This is a genomic window from Gracilinema caldarium DSM 7334 (genome assembly GCF_000219725.1).
Lineage (GTDB): Bacteria > Spirochaetota > Spirochaetia > Treponematales > Breznakiellaceae > Gracilinema > Gracilinema caldarium.
In genome coordinates this window covers 2733150-2750586 of the sequence record NC_015732.1, presented here as the reverse complement: position 1 = coordinate 2750586, position 17437 = coordinate 2733150, and the positions used below count along the sequence as shown (strand labels likewise).

At 48.6% G+C, this 17437-nt stretch carries 17 protein-coding genes and 1 pseudogene; 10 read left to right on the top strand and 8 right to left on the bottom strand.

Annotation, left to right across the window (positions count from 1 at the left end):
* The first annotated feature begins 136 nt into the window (after positions 1 to 136).
* The 7 genes and pseudogenes from SPICA_RS12400 to SPICA_RS12380 all read left to right on the top strand — a co-directional run bounded on the left by SPICA_RS12400 (position 137) and on the right by SPICA_RS12380 (position 4362).
* Positions 137 to 1168 (top strand): glycoside hydrolase family 5 protein, encoded by a 1032-nt coding sequence (locus SPICA_RS12400; protein WP_156789677.1) that lies wholly within the window; start codon positions 137 to 139, stop codon positions 1166 to 1168.
* A gap of 120 nt (positions 1169 to 1288) precedes the next feature.
* Entirely contained in the window at positions 1289 to 1489 is a 201-nt protein-coding gene (locus tag SPICA_RS12395) for a hypothetical protein (protein WP_013969832.1), read from the top strand.
* A gap of 53 nt (positions 1490 to 1542) precedes the next feature.
* Positions 1543 to 2046: pseudogene (locus SPICA_RS15925) on the top strand (transposase zinc-binding domain-containing protein); the annotation flags it as partial.
* A 338-nt stretch (positions 2047 to 2384) separates the two neighbouring features.
* Positions 2385 to 2771: an immunity protein Tsi6 family protein gene (locus SPICA_RS12390; RefSeq protein ID WP_013969831.1), complete on the top strand. Its 387-nt coding sequence runs from the start codon at positions 2385 to 2387 to the stop codon at positions 2769 to 2771.
* 18 nt (positions 2772 to 2789) lie between these two features.
* A complete protein-coding gene (locus SPICA_RS12385; protein WP_013969830.1) occupies positions 2790 to 3119 on the top strand; it encodes a DDE-type integrase/transposase/recombinase in 330 nt (109 codons plus the stop codon).
* 280 nt (positions 3120 to 3399) lie between these two features.
* Positions 3400 to 3534: a hypothetical protein gene (locus tag SPICA_RS15840; protein WP_257720281.1), complete on the top strand. Its 135-nt coding sequence runs from the start codon at positions 3400 to 3402 to the stop codon at positions 3532 to 3534.
* Between the two features lie 60 nt (positions 3535 to 3594).
* Complete coding sequence (locus SPICA_RS12380; RefSeq protein ID WP_013969829.1) at positions 3595 to 4362, top strand: hypothetical protein; 768 nt, start codon at positions 3595 to 3597, stop codon at positions 4360 to 4362.
* A 215-nt stretch (positions 4363 to 4577) separates the two neighbouring features.
* On the opposite strand, the gene hisD is transcribed toward SPICA_RS12380, so the two are convergent.
* The 7 genes from hisD to hisG form a co-directional block, all read right to left on the bottom strand.
* A complete protein-coding gene (hisD, locus tag SPICA_RS12375) occupies positions 4578 to 5975 on the bottom strand; it encodes a histidinol dehydrogenase (RefSeq protein WP_013969828.1) in 1398 nt (465 codons plus the stop codon).
* 28 nt (positions 5976 to 6003) lie between these two features.
* Positions 6004 to 7182, bottom strand: a complete 1179-nt coding sequence (locus SPICA_RS12370; RefSeq protein WP_013969827.1) for a pyridoxal phosphate-dependent aminotransferase — start codon at positions 7180 to 7182, stop codon at positions 6004 to 6006.
* Positions 7179 to 8450: a bifunctional phosphoribosyl-AMP cyclohydrolase/phosphoribosyl-ATP diphosphatase HisIE gene (gene hisIE / locus SPICA_RS12365; protein WP_013969826.1), complete on the bottom strand. Its 1272-nt coding sequence runs from the start codon at positions 8448 to 8450 to the stop codon at positions 7179 to 7181. The genes SPICA_RS12370 and hisIE overlap by 4 nt, the downstream gene beginning before the upstream one ends.
* Positions 8444 to 9220, bottom strand: a complete 777-nt coding sequence (hisF, locus tag SPICA_RS12360; RefSeq protein WP_013969825.1) for an imidazole glycerol phosphate synthase subunit HisF — start codon at positions 9218 to 9220, stop codon at positions 8444 to 8446. The genes hisIE and hisF overlap by 7 nt, the downstream gene beginning before the upstream one ends.
* Positions 9210 to 9872: an imidazole glycerol phosphate synthase subunit HisH gene (hisH, locus tag SPICA_RS12355; protein ID WP_013969824.1), complete on the bottom strand. Its 663-nt coding sequence runs from the start codon at positions 9870 to 9872 to the stop codon at positions 9210 to 9212. Before hisH ends, hisF begins: the two co-directional genes overlap by 11 nt.
* On the bottom strand, positions 9869 to 10474 hold the full coding sequence (gene hisB, locus SPICA_RS12350; protein ID WP_013969823.1) for an imidazoleglycerol-phosphate dehydratase HisB: 606 nt from the start codon (positions 10472 to 10474) through the stop codon (positions 9869 to 9871). The genes hisH and hisB overlap by 4 nt, the downstream gene beginning before the upstream one ends.
* Positions 10475 to 10552: 78 nt before the next feature.
* Positions 10553 to 11407, bottom strand: a complete 855-nt coding sequence (hisG, locus tag SPICA_RS12345; RefSeq protein ID WP_013969822.1) for an ATP phosphoribosyltransferase — start codon at positions 11405 to 11407, stop codon at positions 10553 to 10555.
* Positions 11408 to 11820: 413 nt separating this feature from the next.
* Between hisG and SPICA_RS12335 the strand changes: the two genes are divergently transcribed.
* Positions 11821 to 13560: a flavocytochrome c gene (locus SPICA_RS12335; RefSeq protein ID WP_013969821.1), complete on the top strand. Its 1740-nt coding sequence runs from the start codon at positions 11821 to 11823 to the stop codon at positions 13558 to 13560.
* A 44-nt stretch (positions 13561 to 13604) separates the two neighbouring features.
* On the opposite strand, the gene SPICA_RS12330 is transcribed toward SPICA_RS12335, so the two are convergent.
* A complete protein-coding gene (locus tag SPICA_RS12330) occupies positions 13605 to 14834 on the bottom strand; it encodes a BamA/TamA family outer membrane protein (protein ID WP_013969820.1) in 1230 nt (409 codons plus the stop codon).
* A gap of 116 nt (positions 14835 to 14950) precedes the next feature.
* Between SPICA_RS12330 and SPICA_RS12325 the strand changes: the two genes are divergently transcribed.
* Positions 14951 to 15523 (top strand): helix-turn-helix domain-containing protein, encoded by a 573-nt coding sequence (locus SPICA_RS12325; RefSeq protein WP_013969819.1) that lies wholly within the window; start codon positions 14951 to 14953, stop codon positions 15521 to 15523.
* 12 nt (positions 15524 to 15535) lie between these two features.
* A complete protein-coding gene (locus tag SPICA_RS12320) occupies positions 15536 to 17206 on the top strand; it encodes an AMP-binding protein (protein WP_013969818.1) in 1671 nt (556 codons plus the stop codon).
* The last annotated feature ends 231 nt before the right edge of the window (positions 17207 to 17437 follow it).

The window sequence follows — 17437 nt, the reverse complement described above, 5'->3', positions numbered from 1 at the left end:
CTTGACTTTCTCCTAAAGTAGATTAAACTAATGTGCATTGTTTGAAAATATTCAATAAATGTGACCTTATCATTATAGAGCGCCTCTAAAAAGTGAAGTTTTAGAGGTCCCCTATAACGATAATGGGGGAAGTAGGATGATGAAAGAACGCACTGCATGGTTTGGAATCCTTGGTTTGATGGTCATGTTGATATCAGCCTGTGGGATTGATGATACTCAGCTTTCGGTGGATAAAAATGGCAAGACCGTAGTGGAACGCTTCGGCCAATTGCAGGTAATTGGTACCAAGCTATGCACCGAAGGGGGTAAACCGATACAGCTTCGGGGAATGAGTAGTTTTGGTCTCCAGTGGGCTGGCAAGTATGCCAATGAGGATGTCATAGGATGGCTCCGGGATGACTGGAATATCCAGGTATGGCGGGCGGCCATGTATCTTACCGAGGGAGGTTATATCCAGAACCCTGTCATCAAAGAAAAGGTCATCAGTTCCATAGAAGCAGCTTTAAAGCTCGGTGTTTATGTGATTGTGGACTGGCATGTTCTCAGTGATAAAAATCCCCAGGCGTATCAGGCAAAGGCTATCGAGTTTTTTACAGATATAGCACAGCAATATAGAAAGTACCCTCATATTATCTATGAAATCTGCAATGAGCCCAACGGTAAGGATGTGACCTGGCAGGGCAATATAAAGCCCTATGCGGAAGCAGTAATTGCGGCAATTCGCCAGTATGATCCGGATAATATCATCATTGTGGGGACCCCCAATTGGAGTCAGGATGTGGATGTGGCTGCAGCGGACCCCATACAGAATCAGAAAAATATCATGTATACCCTCCATTTCTACGCGGGGACCCATGGACAAGAACTGCGAGCCAAAGCTGAGAAAGCGCTGGCTAAGGGACTTCCTCTTTTTGTAACCGAATGGGGCACCTCCGATGCTTCCGGGGGCGGCGGCTTTTATATGGAAAAATCCAAAGAGTGGCTTTCATTCCTGAAAAAGCATAAGATTTCCTGGGTTAACTGGTCGGTCAATAACAAGGGAGAAGAATCAGGCGCCCTGGTGTACAACGCTGACCGGGAAGGAAAGGGCTATTGGAAAGATTCGGACCTTTCCGAATCGGGCCGTTTTGTTCGGAAGGTGTTAAGGAACGAAATTCGGATCCCATAAATTTTTACAATTTTAGGGCTCTTCGCTCAAACGTGTGGGTAGGCAAAAATATTTCAGGCGATTCTTGGCCTAAAAAATTGGATATTTACCTTGATTGTTTTCAATACAAAATATACCTGTATGCATGAAGTTCCCTGGGCTCGTGAACAATCCGGTTTTCTCCAGGTCTATCGAGTTGGTGTTGATGAAACTCGTCAGAGAGAACAGATTGAAGTAAAAGATTTAAACAAAATAATTATATCTTGGTTTAAAAATCCTGAGAACCTGACTATTAAGACCGGATATGCTTACAGATTACTTACCGGGTCGCTGGTAAGCTGAGATGCTTATCCATATAAAATAGTGAAGAGTCATATTGTTTTGTAACTGTCTCTATGTGTTTGGTGCAGACTGCATATACACTTATTCCCCATCGGGAAGGAGTAATCCAGACCATAGTCCGCAATTCTCTTACTCAGTACCAAGCCTATGCCAGTCCACCCCAGACAATTCTTGACCGCCTAGAGCAATTCACTGGTTTCGCCGACTGGTCAAAAGGTGTAGCTCGTATCCGTTACGAAGATTGTGGTCATTCCTACTTCAGGCCGTTTTCGTGCAAGGTTTTCAATCTTTGTCCATCCTGCAACCAAAAGAGGACCTTACTCTATGCTGAATACCTGGCTTAGGACTTGCTGTTGGATTTATCGCATTGGCAATTTGTGTTTACGATTCCCAAGAATCTAAAGCCATACTTTAAATCTGATAAACGCTTGTTTGAAGAGGTATCCAAGTTACTATTCTCGCTACTGTCTGAATTTTTCTCCCTTGCTGCAAGGCGGCCACTGCTGTGCGTCTGTGTTGTCAGTAACCAATCCTTTGGAGAATTCCCTAGGTTCCACTCCCAAAATGAAGTTTATGCGGAACAGGATAAAAACTCAAAACCGGAGGTTATATGGCTTTGAGGGGGAGTTATATTTTTGAGCTTTGTCACATTGGCTCGAATCAGGGATTGACGGCAGAAATAGACTGAAATTATACTTCACAGTGTTGGCGTTGCCGAAATTTTTGATTGGTTTAGTTGTTCGGGCTGGAAAATAATTTTAGGGGAAAAACCGAATTTCGACGCAAAACCGTAAAAACCACGAAATGACAATTCCTATCAATTTTTCTTGTATTGGTGGAGGTGTCCAGTTCTTTTCTGCTGACAAGGGTAGTTTTCATACCTTAGGGGAATGATATGAGTGTGGAAATATCCGAATTGAGCGGATTGCTAGACTCAGCAAGTAAGATGGTCAATGACAGGTTGGCCCACGCGCCGGGCTGGCAGGTGCTGCAAGTGATTCAAACCCAGTTGCAAGCCATGCAAGATGATGTTAATCATGAGCGTGTACCGACCGCGGAAGCGAAAAAGCGCATTAATATCGGCGTTCTGGCTGTTCGAGAATTTGAAGCAAATGATCCCGAGTTTGCTGATATTTTGATCAAGGCGGCATACCTCTACAAGAAACTCTCACCCCGGCTATCTACCACTGTTCCGGTGCCGCAAGAGCAAGCCAATGCCCTTGTAGCAGAAGCAAATACCCTCCAGGCCACTGGCGGGTACGAGGAAGCTGTCAAAGCTTAATATTAGGAGGCCATTTTGTTGGCTCCTGCCTATCAGTCTTTTTACCTGGTCATTGGCGATGTATTGCAAAAGCTGGAACGCTCTCAAGAGGCCGCTACGGCCTATAAAAAAACATTGACAATGACCCCACATATTCTCAGGCCTAGGGGAATTGGGCGCTGGAGTAGAAAGATTGTCGGCTGGGAGATTCATAACCGGGAGACAACATCATTAGCGAGCCAGTGTTTTGAAAGAATGGTTGCACGGAATGGAACACGACCTGTTTACCTGTATGTTGATAATGGGAATCCTATGCAAGAGCATGCACAACAGTGGTTTGCCGATTTTGTCCATTGGTACATTACTTAACATCGACATGCTGGGATTGGCTCTGTGACACCCGATCAGCGCCACTATGGTATTGATAAAGAGCTCTTACCTATGTACGGCTCTTTCGACCAGAAATACGGTCATCCCTTAAAGATTGGGTCCATTGTGACAGAGTGGTGCTGAACGCACAGCATCATTAAACGGGCGACATCTATGTTGACAAATAACGTGGTGCTACCATGGTGATGGCAGAGGTTCAGGTTCCCGTACATAAAAATCTCAAGTAAAAAATTCAATAAATGAAATTAAAAAAACAGCAGTGGTTGTTGCAGATGTTGTTGCAGCAGGTGTTGGTTTATATGCAATTAAAAATCCTTCTGTTCCTAAAGCAGTGCAATATGCATGTGATTCATATGATTTAGGAAGAGCTGTTCAGCAATGTAGTAAATTCTAAAAACACATGCTACTCAAATGAGTTAATGGTTTGAGCGGCCAAATAATAGGTTGGTTTACCATGGAATTAATAAAATATAAGAATTATCAGCTTTTTCCAGGCGAACTTTTGTGGGTAACAGGATCACTTTATTTTACTTGGTTTATTTTATCCAATTATAATCCTATCCGATTTGTCAACGGAGTAATGCTGCTTTTATTATCAATTTATAGTCTTGGATTATCTATACTTTTATTCATTGAAATACAAAAAAAAGTATACCGTATTTTAAATATATTTTTCTCTTGGTTTATAAATGTACTAGATGGAATTTTAAATTATATAATTTTAAAAGGTCCATATGGTTCTAATAGTGATGGCTTCATCATGTGGCAAAAAATAAACCCTGTATATGATGTATGGTTCATCATAGCAATAATGATATTTAAAATTGGTGTTTCTAGTATTGTTATTGTTTGTATTGAACGGGGATTTAGCGCACCATTGGGCAGTTTACAAAGAATGAATTTTTTTGAACTTCAGGCGATACCCTATAAGGCAATAGAGAATAATTCTGCATATAGAGTAGTAAAATCTCTATTTTCTAAAAATAGCGAAACCTTGCTATTAGATATTCAAGTTATTCATGCATACTATAAAGTTTTTTATCAACCCTTATGTTTGGTGATTATGTTACTCGTTTATGTGTTTTTTAATAATTTAAGTGTTTATTTCATAGAACCTATAGGACCTTTATTTATTTCTGTCTACGTAATGTATGGTTTAATAATTGGTATCATAATTATGCCTGTCTTTTTATACATTTATTATAAAAAGAAAGCAAATTAAGCATACGATACATTCCGTACCAGCAGCGTTAAAGAGTATACGGTGAATATCAGTTCATTGAACCAATAATTTTTTGAGCAGTTTCAGCATATTATCAACCAGGTTCGGAACTTTAAGGTTGAATAATAGGCGCCTCTAAAAGCTCGGTTAGCTTTTGAGATGCGCCACGTTTCCTAAACAGATCTCATCCTACGTGTGAAACCTGATCTTGCAGACTATCCCCTGCTCTCAGCGCTTTGCCGGTGGCCGTCGAGCCCTTCAGCACGGGCGATTATGGCAGCGGCCTTTCGGCTTGTCTCAAAGCCGGAACCTGGCGTACAGCGGAGGCTGGTGACGGTTTTAATGAAGTGCCGGACCGAGAGGCCGCCGGTAAAGCGGGCTGTTCCTGAAGTTGGAAGGGTATGGTTAATCCCTGCTGAATAATCGCCCAGCACTTCCGCCGCCAGGTGCCCTATAAAGAGGGAGCCATAATTCCTGAGCCTGCCGGCAATGGTCTCCGGCTCTGCCAGGTGCAGTTCCAGGTGTTCCGGTGCAATGGTGTTAGCAATCTGTATGGCTTCGTCCAGGGTTTCATAGATGATGATAAGCCCCCCGGCATCGAGGGATGCCCGGGCGGTGTCGGCGGTGCCCAGCTTGCTCAGCCGCCGCACCAGGTCGGCCTGCACGGCCTGGGCCAGCGCTTCGCTGGGGACTAGGACCCGGGCGCGGGCGTCCGGATCATGTTCTGCCTGAGCCAGCATATCCGCGGCGATGAGGTCCGCGCTGGCCGTTCCATCGGCTATGATGAGCACATCCGTGGGACCCGCCACAAAGTCTATGCCGACCTGGCCAAAGAGGAGCCGCTTTGCGGCGGCCACATATTTATTTCCCGGCCCCACGATCACATCACAGCGGGGGACCGATTCGGTTCCAAAGGCGGCTGCCGCAACAGCCTGGGCACCGCCGACGGCAAATATCCGGTCTGCCCCGGCCAATGCCGCTGCGGCCAGGATGCGCCGGTCCGGAAGGCCATCTTCAAGAGGCGGTGACAGGATGATAAGCTCATCCACACCGGCTACCTTTGCGGGGATGACCCCCATGAGCACCGTAGAAATGAGGGGGAAGCGGCCCGCCGGGACATAGACCGCAGCCCGTTCCACCGGAATGCACCGCTGACCCGTGAAAAGCCCCGGCTCAAGTTTCACCTCAAAGTCGGTAAACTGCTTTTTCTGCAGTTCTGCAAAAACCCTGATGTGGTCAGCGGCGAGCCTCAGGGCTGTGGCGAGGCTCGCATCGGTCGCTTCCAGTTCCTCAAGGGCCCGGCGGGCCGCAGTCATGGGAACTTCCAGCCGTTCTGGGCTTGAGCGGTCAAAGCGGGCCGCCAGGTCCCGCAGGGCCCGGTCCCCGCCGGAACGGACAGCTTCGATGATGGCGAGGACCGCTGTGTCGGTCGCTGTGGCCGCTGATGGGCTTAGGGCCTCAGGCGAGGGGCTCGCGGCAACAGGGGCCGCGGCAGCAGGGCTGGATGCGAGGTGTGCGGGGCCAGCCGCCGCGGCGTCTCCCCGGGGCAAAGGTCTGCCCCCATGGAGTGAGTTCCAGTATGCATCAAAATCCTTGGCTTTCAGTATGGTCATGATCATTCCTCTGGTGCGATGGCGCTCCCTACGTATTTGGCTTTTCTACAAGTTCCTGGCAACAGCCTACAAAGCTGTCCATTTCCTCATCGGTCCCGATACTCACCCGGAGGTACTCGCTGATCCGCTCCTTGTTCCAGTGACGGACAAGGATCCCACGGTCTCGCAGCGACTGAAACAGTTCTGCCCCGCGCCGCGCCGGATGCCGGATAAAGATAAAGTTTGCCCCAGAGGGAATTACTTCGAATCCCAGGGCTTCGAGCTGGGTGCAGGTCCGCTCTCGGGTTGCGATAATCCGAGCAGCCATGGCATCGTAATAGTCCCGGTCTTCGATGGCCGCCTGGGCACCTGCCAATGCAAGCCGGTCCAGTGTATACGAATTAAAGGAGTCCTTAATCCGCCGCAAGCCTTCGATAAGGTCCGGATGTCCCAGTGCATAGCCCACCCTGAGCCCTGCCAGAGAACGGGACTTGGAAAGTGTATGGACCACGAGGAGATTATCAAACTGTTTAACATCTTCCGCCATGGATTCGCCCCCAAAGTCCACATAGGCCTCATCAATTAAAACTACCCGTTGGTTCTGTTGATGAAAGGCGGCCAGTTCCCTGAGAGCCCCCTTGCCGAGGGCGCGGCCTGTTGGTGCGTTAGGATTCGCCAGGACTACACCGGCAGCCCTTTGCAAGTACTCCCGAGGATCTATTTCAAACGTGTCTGAAACCGGAATCGTCCCGTAGGGAATATTCCACAACTGGGCATAGACCGGATAAAAGCTGTAGGTGATGTCCGGGAAGAGCAGGGGAGCCTCATCTTGGTAGAGCGGATCCGGCCCGCTTTGTCCTGTGATAAGCCCTGAGCCGGATGCCGGGGTGGAGCCGGTCCGTTTCCGGGGACCGAAAAAGGCCGCAAAGGCAAAGGCGAGGATTTCATCAGAGCCGTTCCCCACAAAGACCCATTCGGGGCCCGGAAGCCCGTACCTCCTCGCGATTGTTTCGCGGAGCGCAAGGCATGTCGGGTCCGGATAGAGCCGCAGGTCCCCGTTGGCCGCAGTCTTAAGCGCTTCTAGCACCTTCGGCGAAGGCGGGTAGGGGCTTTCATTGGTATTCAGTTTGATGTACCGCCGGTCCCGGGGCTGCTCCCCCGGAGTGTAGGGCTCCAGAGCTGCACAGCGGCTGCTCCAGTAGGGACTTCCCTTCATCAACCTGGTCATTTCTTGTGCCGCCGATCAAGTTCAGCCATGACCTCTACCACCGAGACTCCGGCCCGGGTCATCAATACTGTCGTAAAATATAAAAGGTCCGCCACTTCCCAGATGATTTCATCATGGGTTTTTGCGGTGCAGACCTCTTCGGCTTCTTCCATCACCTTTTCCCGGACCCGTTCATCGTCCAACGTTGCCGTGTAGGAACCCGGTTTGGGGTTGCGGAACCGTTCAGTGACGATGTTCTGCAAAAGTTCCCAGGTATAGCGCTGGTCCGTAAAACAGGTCCAGTTTCCGGTATGACAGGTGGGACCCGTCGGTTCTACTGTCGCAAGTATGGTGTCCCGGTCGCAGTCCGCCCGGAGCCGAATGAGTTTGAGGGTGTTACCTGAGCTTTCACCCTTCATCCAGAGCTTGTTGCGGCTCCGGCTGTGAAAGCAGAGGTTTCCCCGCTTAAAGGTCTCCGCCAGGGCCTCCCTGTCGGTGTAGCCCAGCATGAGAACCTGACCGTCCGGGGCCTGGGCGACGACGGGTAGCAGTTTTCCCTCCTGCCAGGCCTGGTTCCAGGAAAGGCTTGCAATAAAGGCATCGGCCAGGTTGATTTTGCCGGTATAGAGGGCCATGCCGAGCTGGACATCACAGCCCAGCCGGGCGATGGCTTCGATTTCTTCCAGGGTGCTCACGCCGCCGGCAACCGTGACGAGACAGGAAACCGCTTCCCGCAGGGAGCGGATACTGTCCAGGTTGGTGCCGGTCATGGTTCCTTCCCGCTCAACGCAGGTGTAAAGCAGTTCCCCCACATAGGGTTCCAGCGCTTTGGCACTCTCGATAAGGGGCAGCCCTGTGGGGGTCTTCCAGCCATCGACGACGATTTCGCCGTCCCGGGCATCGACGGCCACGATAACCCGCTCCCGGCCGATCTTTTTTGCCAGGGCTTCCAGGAAGGCTGTGTTAATGCCGAAACTGTCTCCTGATGTCCGGAAAGCCTTGGACCCGATTATGACCTTTTTTGCCCCGAGGCTGACGAGCTCCGCCGCCCGTTCCACTGTGGCGATGCCGCCGCCAACCCGGCAATCGGCCCGGCGGAGCAAGGATTTGACCAATTCGTCGTTGGAACCGGTTTTCATAGCCGCATCCAGGTCGATGACCGCCACTTCCCCATATTTGTCGAATTCGGCGGCCAGTTCTGCCGCATCTTCCCGTTCGAGCATGAGCTGAGAACCCTGTTTCAGCTGGACGACTTTTCCGTTTTGAATATCTATAGAAGCTATTACCATCGAACTACCACTCCTTTCTGTTCTGCGTAGGTTTTAATTTCCTGTATCGTTGTTTTTCCGAAGTGCAGCATGCTGGCCACCAGGGCCGCATCGGCGTTGCCCCCTTCCGGGATAAGAGCCTGGACAATCTGGTCCAGATTACCCGCCCCGCCTGAGGCAATCACCGGCACGGGAACCGCTTCTCCCACCCGGCGGGTTAGTTCAAGGTCATAGCCCGCACCGGTTCCGTCCGCATCGATGGAGTTAAGGAGTATTTCCCCCGCTCCGAGCCGGACCGCCTCTATGGCCCACTGGATGGCATCAATCCCCGTATCTTCCCTGCCGCCCTTGGCAAAGGCATGCCAGCGGGGAGCTTCGCCGGGCTCAGATACCCGTTTTGCATCGATGGAAAGGACCACGCACTGGCTCCCATAGGCCCGGGCCATCTCGGTGAGCAGTGCAGGATTCCGCAGGGCTGCCGTACAGACCGATACCTTGTCTGCCCCAGCGTTCATGGCAAGGCGCATATCCTCTACCGTGCGGATCCCCCCTCCTACGCAGAGGGGGATAAAGACTTCCCGGGCAACCTGGCGGACTACCTCCATGAGGGTATCCCGGCTTTTGTAGGAGGCGCCGATGTCAAGAAAGGTGAGCTCATCGGCTCCCTGTTCATTATAGCAGCGGGCCAGTTCCACCGGGTCCCCCGCGTCCTTAATGCCTTCAAACTTTATTCCCTTAACGACTCTGCCGTCATCTACGTCCAGGCAGGGAATGATTCGTTTAGCTAACATGGTACACCTCAGCCCAGCGCCGCAGGAGTTCCAGTCCCAGAGCTCCCGATTTTTCCGGGTGGAACTGGACCGCCGTCAGGGCACCCCGTTCCACCGCACTGCAGTAGGTTCCATAGTAGTCTGCCTCTGCGGCAACCCAGTCTTCCTCTGCAGGTACAACATAATAGGAATGTATATAATAGAAGAAAGAACGTTCCGGCAGGTTCTGGAAAAGCCGTGAACGGCTTGTACCTTTGGTTTCATTCCAGCCAATCTGGGGAACCTTGGGTCCCTGGAATTTTTTCACCCTTCCCGGTATTACCGATAATCCAGGGATTTCCTTGCCCTGAACCGGCGGTGCTTCTTCGCTCTGTTCAAAGAGTAATTGCAGGCCGATACAGATGCCGAGAAAGGGCAGGTCCGCAGCAATCCACTCCCGGATGGCTTCGGTATAGCCCTGGGCTGTGAGGGCTTCCATGGCGGTGGCGAAGTGCCCATCCCCGGGAAAAATGATGGCCGAGTACTGCTGGCCGGCGGAAGATCCGCTGTTGTTTCCCCGGCGAACCTGCAGTTCCTCCGGACCTGTCACGAATTGGGCCGGAAGGCCCAGCCGGGCAAGGGCATTCATCACCGATCCCAGGTTCCCTGCCCCGTAGTTGAGGACGCCAATCACGCCAGAACCCCCTTGGTGGATGGGATCTGGCCCAAACTGCGGTTATCGATACTGCAGGCTTCCCGCATGGCCCGGGCAGCGGCCTTAAAGAGGGCTTCAATCTTGTGGTGGTCACTGCGACCGCGGAGTATATCCAGGTGAAGCGCGCAGGCCGCATTGGTGGCAAAACCGAGCCAGAAGTCTTCTACCGTATCGGTCTGAAAACTGGCCTCGGTGGAAACCAGGGGGAGGCCGCTCAGATTGGCCTCGAATACGAGGTACGGCCTGCCGGACAGGTCCACCGCTGCCCGGGCCAGGGTTTCATCCATAGGGAAGAGACAGCTTCCGACCCGGTTGATGCCCCCTTTGTCCCCCAAGGCTTTGGCAAAAGCCTGACCGAGTACAATGCCTATATCTTCTACCAGGTGGTGCTGATCCACCTCCAGGTCTCCACGGGCAGTGAGCTCTATGTCAAAAAGGCCATGCCGGGCAAAGGTGGTGAGCATATGGGTTACAAAACCTACGGGGCAGTCGATTTTGGCCGACCCTGTTCCATCAATATTGAGTTTTACCTGTATATCGGTTTCTCCGGTTTTCCGTGTAATTTCCGCAATCCGTTCCATGGCTCCTCCTTTGCGGGCCTCCGCGGCCGCATCCTTGTAATCTTTGTCGATCTGCCGCCGGCTGAGGGTGAGTTCGTATCAGGGAACTACCTTACGCAGCTCATATTCAACAATATCGGTAGCTCCAAGCCGTTTAAGCTGGGGAATCAGGATGGGCACCTCGTGGCGGGGAACGGCAACCTTAACCGCATAGCCGTCATCACCATACAGAGGGGCGATGGTGGGGCTCCGCATAGCCGGAAGCCCTGCCACCAGGTCGGGGAAGCGGATCTTATTCACGTTCATTTCGAGCATGACCTTTTCGCGGCCATCAAGGACCGCCTTAAAGAGCATGGCCAGTTCATCAATCTGAGCCTTCTTCTCCGGATCTGCCATGGCAATCTTGGATGCAACAAAACGGGTTGATGACTCAAGGATGGTATCTACGATCCGCAGGCCGTTGTCCCGCAGGGTTTGGCCGGTGGAGGTGTTATCGACGATCATGTCCGCATCATCCGGCGGGAATACTTCGGTGGCGCCGTAGGTCCTGAGAATCCGGAAATCATAGCCCTTTTTCGTAAGCCATTCCCGGGCAAGGTTAACATACTCGGTGGCTACAACAAGTTTCTTTCCCCGCAGGGCAGCCTCGTCCATTTCAGCGGGGACCGCTGCCACAATCCGAACCCGGTCAAAGCCCAGGTCCATCACTTCTACCACGTTCGATCCGGTTTCACGGATCCAGTCGATGCCGGTAAAACCTGCATCGTGGCTCCCAATTTCTAAGAGTTCCCCCACATTCTGGGGTTTCATGACCTTTCCATCGAGCCAGTCAGCGGCAATGTTGGGCCGGTAGGTCCGCTCGGAAAGGCTTATTGGAATACCCGCTTCGGCAAACAATCGGGACACATTGTCAAATATCCTGCCCTTGGGTATTAAAATCCGCAATTTTCCCATACAAAAACTCCTTGTAACTTCGGGGTGCCTTTATAAACTAAAGTTTTATAACCTTAGTTTTAAACGTCCCCTTCGGGGCATAAAAAAAGCCGTGGACCCCATAGAGCCCACGGCTGTATATGCCGAACAGAACCGCAACGCGGCACCGGACCCTATGCCCCCCTGGATGAGTACCCATGATGATGATGGTGGTTCATAGTAATCCGTTTCATATAAATATACTACCGGTATGCAAAAAATATGTCAAGTGGGGGGGGGCGAAGATGAATAAATATACAGAATTAAAGCAGCTACCCAATTTCAATGCCTCTTAGAGAGCCGCTTAAATGATGTTAATCGATGTTATGGTATAACTGGTTGACTCAATAATATTATATCTATAATAATATACCCATAATGCAATTGGAGGTTTTATGAGGATTAAATATTTTTTGCACACTATCATTTTATGGGCTAGTGTAGCATTCATCGGCTGTGTCAGCACCGCCCCTCGTTTCCAGCCTGGTACCTATGAAGGTGAAGGAAAAGGTCATGGTGGAGACATAAGGGTACTAGTTACGGTTACTGAAACAGATATAAAAGACATTAAAATAATGAGTATGCAGGAGACAGCATTCCTTGGTGATACTGCTTTTGCAACTTTGAAAGACCGAATCCTAAAGGCAAATAGTACCGAGGTTGATGTAGTAAGTGGTGCAACTGAAGCAAGTAATGGATATATATCAGCCGTTCAAGATGCTTTGAATAAGGCAGGTTTCGTTGCCGTTAAAAAAACAAAAACACAGGGAAGAAGTAAAAATCTGCCTGCAAAGTCCTATGATCTCGTCATTATTGGTGGTGGTGGTGCGGGACTTTCTGCAGCAAATGCCGCTGTTGCAAAGGGGGTACGGGTTGTTCTTTTTGAAAAAATGGGGATCCTGGGTGGCAATACCATTCGTGCTACTGGTGGTATAAATGCAGCAGGTACTGCTATACAAGCCGAAAAGGGAATTAAAGATAGTCCTGATCTTTTCTTTCAGGATACTATGAAGGGCGGATACAACAAGAATGATCCTGAATTAGTTAAAACTCTGGCAACGAAAAGTGCAGCATCAGTTTCATGGCTTACTGATATGGGTGCGGATTTATCAGATGTGGGGCGCTTAGCCGGTGCCAGTGTTAATCGGGCTCATCGGCCTTCTGGTGGTGCTAAAGTGGGACCAGAAATTGTTAAAACCCTTGCCAATAAGGCCAAACAATCTGCTACGCTCTCCATCTTTACTGATGCCGAAGTAAGATCATTGCTTACCAATAAACAAGGGGCTGTTACAGGAGTAGTAGTTCGTATTGATGGAAAAGACTATAAAGTGACAGCAAAAGCAGTTGTGCTTGCATCTGGTGGTTTTGGGGCTAATAATGAAATGGCTGCAAAATTTAACCCTGCATTAAAAGGATTTGCTACTACAAATCATGCTGGTGCAACGGGGGATGGTATCCTAATGGCCCAAGCTATTGGGGCAGCATTAGTAGATATGGATCAGATTCAGACCCATCCCACCTTTGCACCCGATGGCAATGAGATGGTTACTGAGGCCGTACGGGGTAATGGTGCTATTTTGGTAAATTCAGCTGGCAAGCGTTTCGTTGATGAATTGGAAACTCGGGATGTGGTTTCTGCAAAAATACTTGCCCAGGAAGGGAAAATAGCCTATCTTGTATTTGATAATTCGGTACGAAAAAGTTTATCTGCAATTGAAAGCTATTTAAAAGCCGGTTTTGTTTTAGAAGCTCAAAATCTTGCTGATTTGGCCCATAAAATTGGTAGTACTTCTGAAACCCTCGAGAAGACCATAAAAAACTATAATGATGCTGTTCTTTCTAAAAAGGATACTGAATATGGTCGCAGTGATATGCCGAGAACGTTATCGGAAGCTCCCTATTATGCTATAAAGGTAACTCCTGCGATTCACCATACCATGGGCGGGGTAAAGATTAATACCTCAGCTCAAGTGCTTCGCACAGACGGTTCTGTTATTCCAGGATTATATGCCGCTGGTGAGGTTACCGGTGGAGTTCATGGTGGAAACCGTTTGGGAGGAAATGCGCTCGCTGATATAGTTACCTTTGGTCGGATTGCTGGTGAAAACGCTGTTGCGTATATAATGAAAAAATAAAGGAACACCTGTCCAAAAGGCTATTGCCCTTTGGACAGGTGTATTTACATTTGCATTCCAATAGAAAAACTGGCCTGGTAAAGGCCGGTAGTCTGGTTATAAGCGATATTTATGTCCATGGCAGGTAAAGCTACCTTTGCAAGATAGAGTCGTAAACCAAAGGATGGTCCATAATCAATATGGGGCTCTGTTCGAGAGCCCTCTGAATAACCTATATGATAATGTGCTAAACCTGCAAAGGTTACTATTCCAGATGAAAAAAGTTTTAGTTCAAGACCGGATCTAAAGGTTGCCATAGTATAAACAGTATAGGTATCAGGAAGTATGATTAAGCCAAGTTTGTTAGCTCCTATTTCTGCTAGTTGTGGTGTTTGGGGGCCCCACAATCCAACACTTCTAAATGAAAGTTTAAGGTTTTTTACTGGTGCCGTTTCGTAGGATCCCTTTGTTAAAAATACCCCATAGGATGGCCCTTCTATGCCATAATACCAGGTGTAATAGAACTGGACTCCAGACATTGTAAGAAATACACCATTCCAATGAGCATTTGATTGTAAAGTTATGCCTGTTTGTAGTCCTAGGCTAGTGAGATCTGTATCTTGTTCATCAGTATATGATTTAGTTTGATATTCAAAACCAAAATCCCATTTCAATATATTCAAAATAGAATAGTTTCCGCTTATTGTTGCGGAAAATGAGGTAATATCGGATGTACTAATTTCATGCTCATAGACATCAGTGAAGGTCTCATCTTTTGTTGCATAGGAAATAGAAAATACACCGTCCCATTTGCTTTGCCATAAAGAGTTAATAATATATCCTAGGGCAATCGATGGTCCCTTTGATGATACACTTGCGGAAGAAAAGAGTTTATGATTAAGGCCAAAGGCGTTAGCATCAAAGAAACCTAATCCAAATACATAACTATCTGATTTTATAGAAACAAGTGGTAATGGAATGATGGACCATTTTTCTTCCAAACTGATGAACAATACTGTTTGGTTGGTGTTTTCTTTAACAGAAACAGTAACATTTTCAAAAATACCTGTAGCAACGAGAAGTGCAATAATTTCATCAGTGTTGATTTTATCTGCATCTCTATTGATATAGGCCTTTAACAGATTTTTTACCACTATTGGGTTGGTTCGTTTCAGCCCTTGTACTTCAATGTCTGTAATGGTTGTAGTTGTTTCTGCAAAGATTAAACATACGAAAAGAAGATAAAAAACGATAATGACTGGTTTTACTAGTTTTATTAAGTTCTGTGATTTCATATTGTTAGAATATGAAATTCTTATAGTTAACGTCAAGTTTATCCTTTTTATTATGGTATGCTTACTCTATTTCTATATATCTGTTAAGATTTGTAGTAGGGTAAGGATGGTGAAATATGTCTGATTTTACGAACGTTGGTAAGCGAATACGAACTGTGCGGGAATCTCGAAAAATCAGTGTGGCCGATCTGGCTGAGCGGGCAGGACTGCATCCGGATCTGGTTGCAGCTCTGGAACAGAATCAGTTGCCCCCGTCTCTGGCACCCCTCATCAAAATTGCCCGGGTCTTAGGGGTCCGATTGGGAACCTTTCTTGATGATGTGGATTCCCTCGGTCCTGTTATTACCAGGGCCGATGCTCAGGTTCCAGCGGTGCGTTTTGCGGGGCGTACCGGTGCAGTTTCCAGTGATCTGGATTTTTATTCCCTGGCTCATAACAAGGCAGGCCGCCATATGGAGCCATTTATTATCGATATTCACGGTTCCTCATCAGAGGATGTCCATACCTCTTCTCATGAAGGTGAGGAATTTATCTATGTACTCACGGGAGCCGTGGAAGTTTTTTATGGGAAGGAGACCTATGTGCTTCATGAGGGGGATTCGATCTATCTGGATTCCATTGTGGAACATCATGTCCACAGTACCGCGGGCGAGGCCCGGATTCTAGCTGTTGTGTATACTCCCTATTAAAAGGAATTGTCCATGTCACAACAACCTCTAATCATTCTATTAGAGAAAACCCTGGGGCAAGTTCTGGAAGAACAGACCCTGGCTCATCCTGATAAGGAATTTGTAGTTTATGCGGACCGGAATCTCCGTTTTACCTATAGCCAATTTAATGACCGGGTTAATGCTCTGGCTAAGGGACTGCTCGCTATTGGTCTTAAGAAAGGGGATCATCTGGGAATTTGGGCAACTAATGTGCCCGACTGGCTTACCTTTATGTTTGCCACTGCAAAAATCGGGGTGGTGCTGGTAACCATCAATACAAACTACCGGACTGCAGAGCTGGAATACCTGGTGAAACAGGCTGATTTAACTGCCCTGACGCTTATCGATGGCTGGCGGGACAGCGATTATGTGGCCATGGTGTACGAGCTTATCCCGGAACTTCGCCATAGTGAACGGGGGTATTTGCAGAGCGAGCGTTTCCCCTTCCTGAAGCATGTGATTTTTATTGGCCAGGAAAAACACCGGGGGATGTACAATACCAGTGAGCTTCTCCTCCTAGGCACCCATATAGAAGATGGTCTTTTAGAAGCAGCGAAAAAGGAACTCACCTGCCAGGATGTCATCAATATGCAGTATACCTCCGGGACGACCGGGTTCCCCAAGGGGGTCATGCTGACCCACCGGAACATCCTGAATAACGGGTATTTTGTGGCTGAAAGCCAGCGTTTTGGTCCTGATGAACGGCTCTGTGTGCCCGTACCGCTGTTCCATTGTTTTGGCTGTGTAATGGCAGTGTTAGGAACCCTGACCCATGGGGGGACCCTCGTTATGCTTGAAAGTTTCGATCCCCTTCTGGTGCTTGCATCGGTACAGAATGAGCGGTGTACCGCCCTGTATGGGGTGCCTACCATGTTTATTGCTGAATTGAACCACCCGATGTTCTCGCTCTTTGATACCTCATCTCTCAGGACGGGGATTATGGCAGGGGCCCCCTGTCCTACGGATGTGATGAAACGGGTTATCAGTGATATGCATTGCAAGGATATCACCATTGCTTACGGGCTTACCGAATCTTCACCGGTTATGACCCAGACTACACCGGAGGATCCCTTTGAGATGAAGGTTGCTTCTGTCGGGCGTCCTCTTCCTGGGGTAGAGGTGAAAATTGTGGACCCTGAGACAGGTAAAGATTGTCCTCCCGATGTGCAGGGCGAGGTATGTTGCCGGGGCTATAATGTGATGCGGGGCTACTATAATAAGCCTGAAGAAACCGCCCGAACCATCGATGCTGATGGATGGCTCCATTCGGGGGACCTGGGAACCATCGATGCCCAGGGCTATTTCCGCATTACCGGTCGCATCAAGGATATGATTATCCGAGGCGGTGAAAATGTGTATCCCCGGGAAATTGAGGAATTCCTGTATAATATGGAAGGCATTAAGGATGTGCAGGTGGTGGGGGTTCCGAGCAAAAAGTATGGCGAAGAGGTTGGGGCCTTCATCATATTAAAAGATGGGGTTTCCATGGATGAGGCTGATGTCCGGGATTACTGCAGGGGTAAAATCTCCCGGCATAAAATCCCACGCTATGTCTTTTTTGTAAAGGAATACCCTATGACCGCCAGCGGGAAGATTCAGAAATATAAACTGCGGGATCTGTCCCTGAAGCTTTTGGCAGAGCAGGGGATAGTTCCGGAATGAATCGAGGTAAATACTTCCCCCATATGTTTGTAGATGTAGATATTCTGGTAGCTAATAGATAGCTTGAATTATTTATAAATAGTTATTACAATTATTACAACTATCTTCATTATATCTAATATCGCTAAAATATACGCGAATAAAGTAAGCTAATTAACAAAAAGTTCACAATTGAGAATTGTGTGAAGGTTTTTTTTAACGATGCAAATTGATGAACTGGAAAAGAGGATG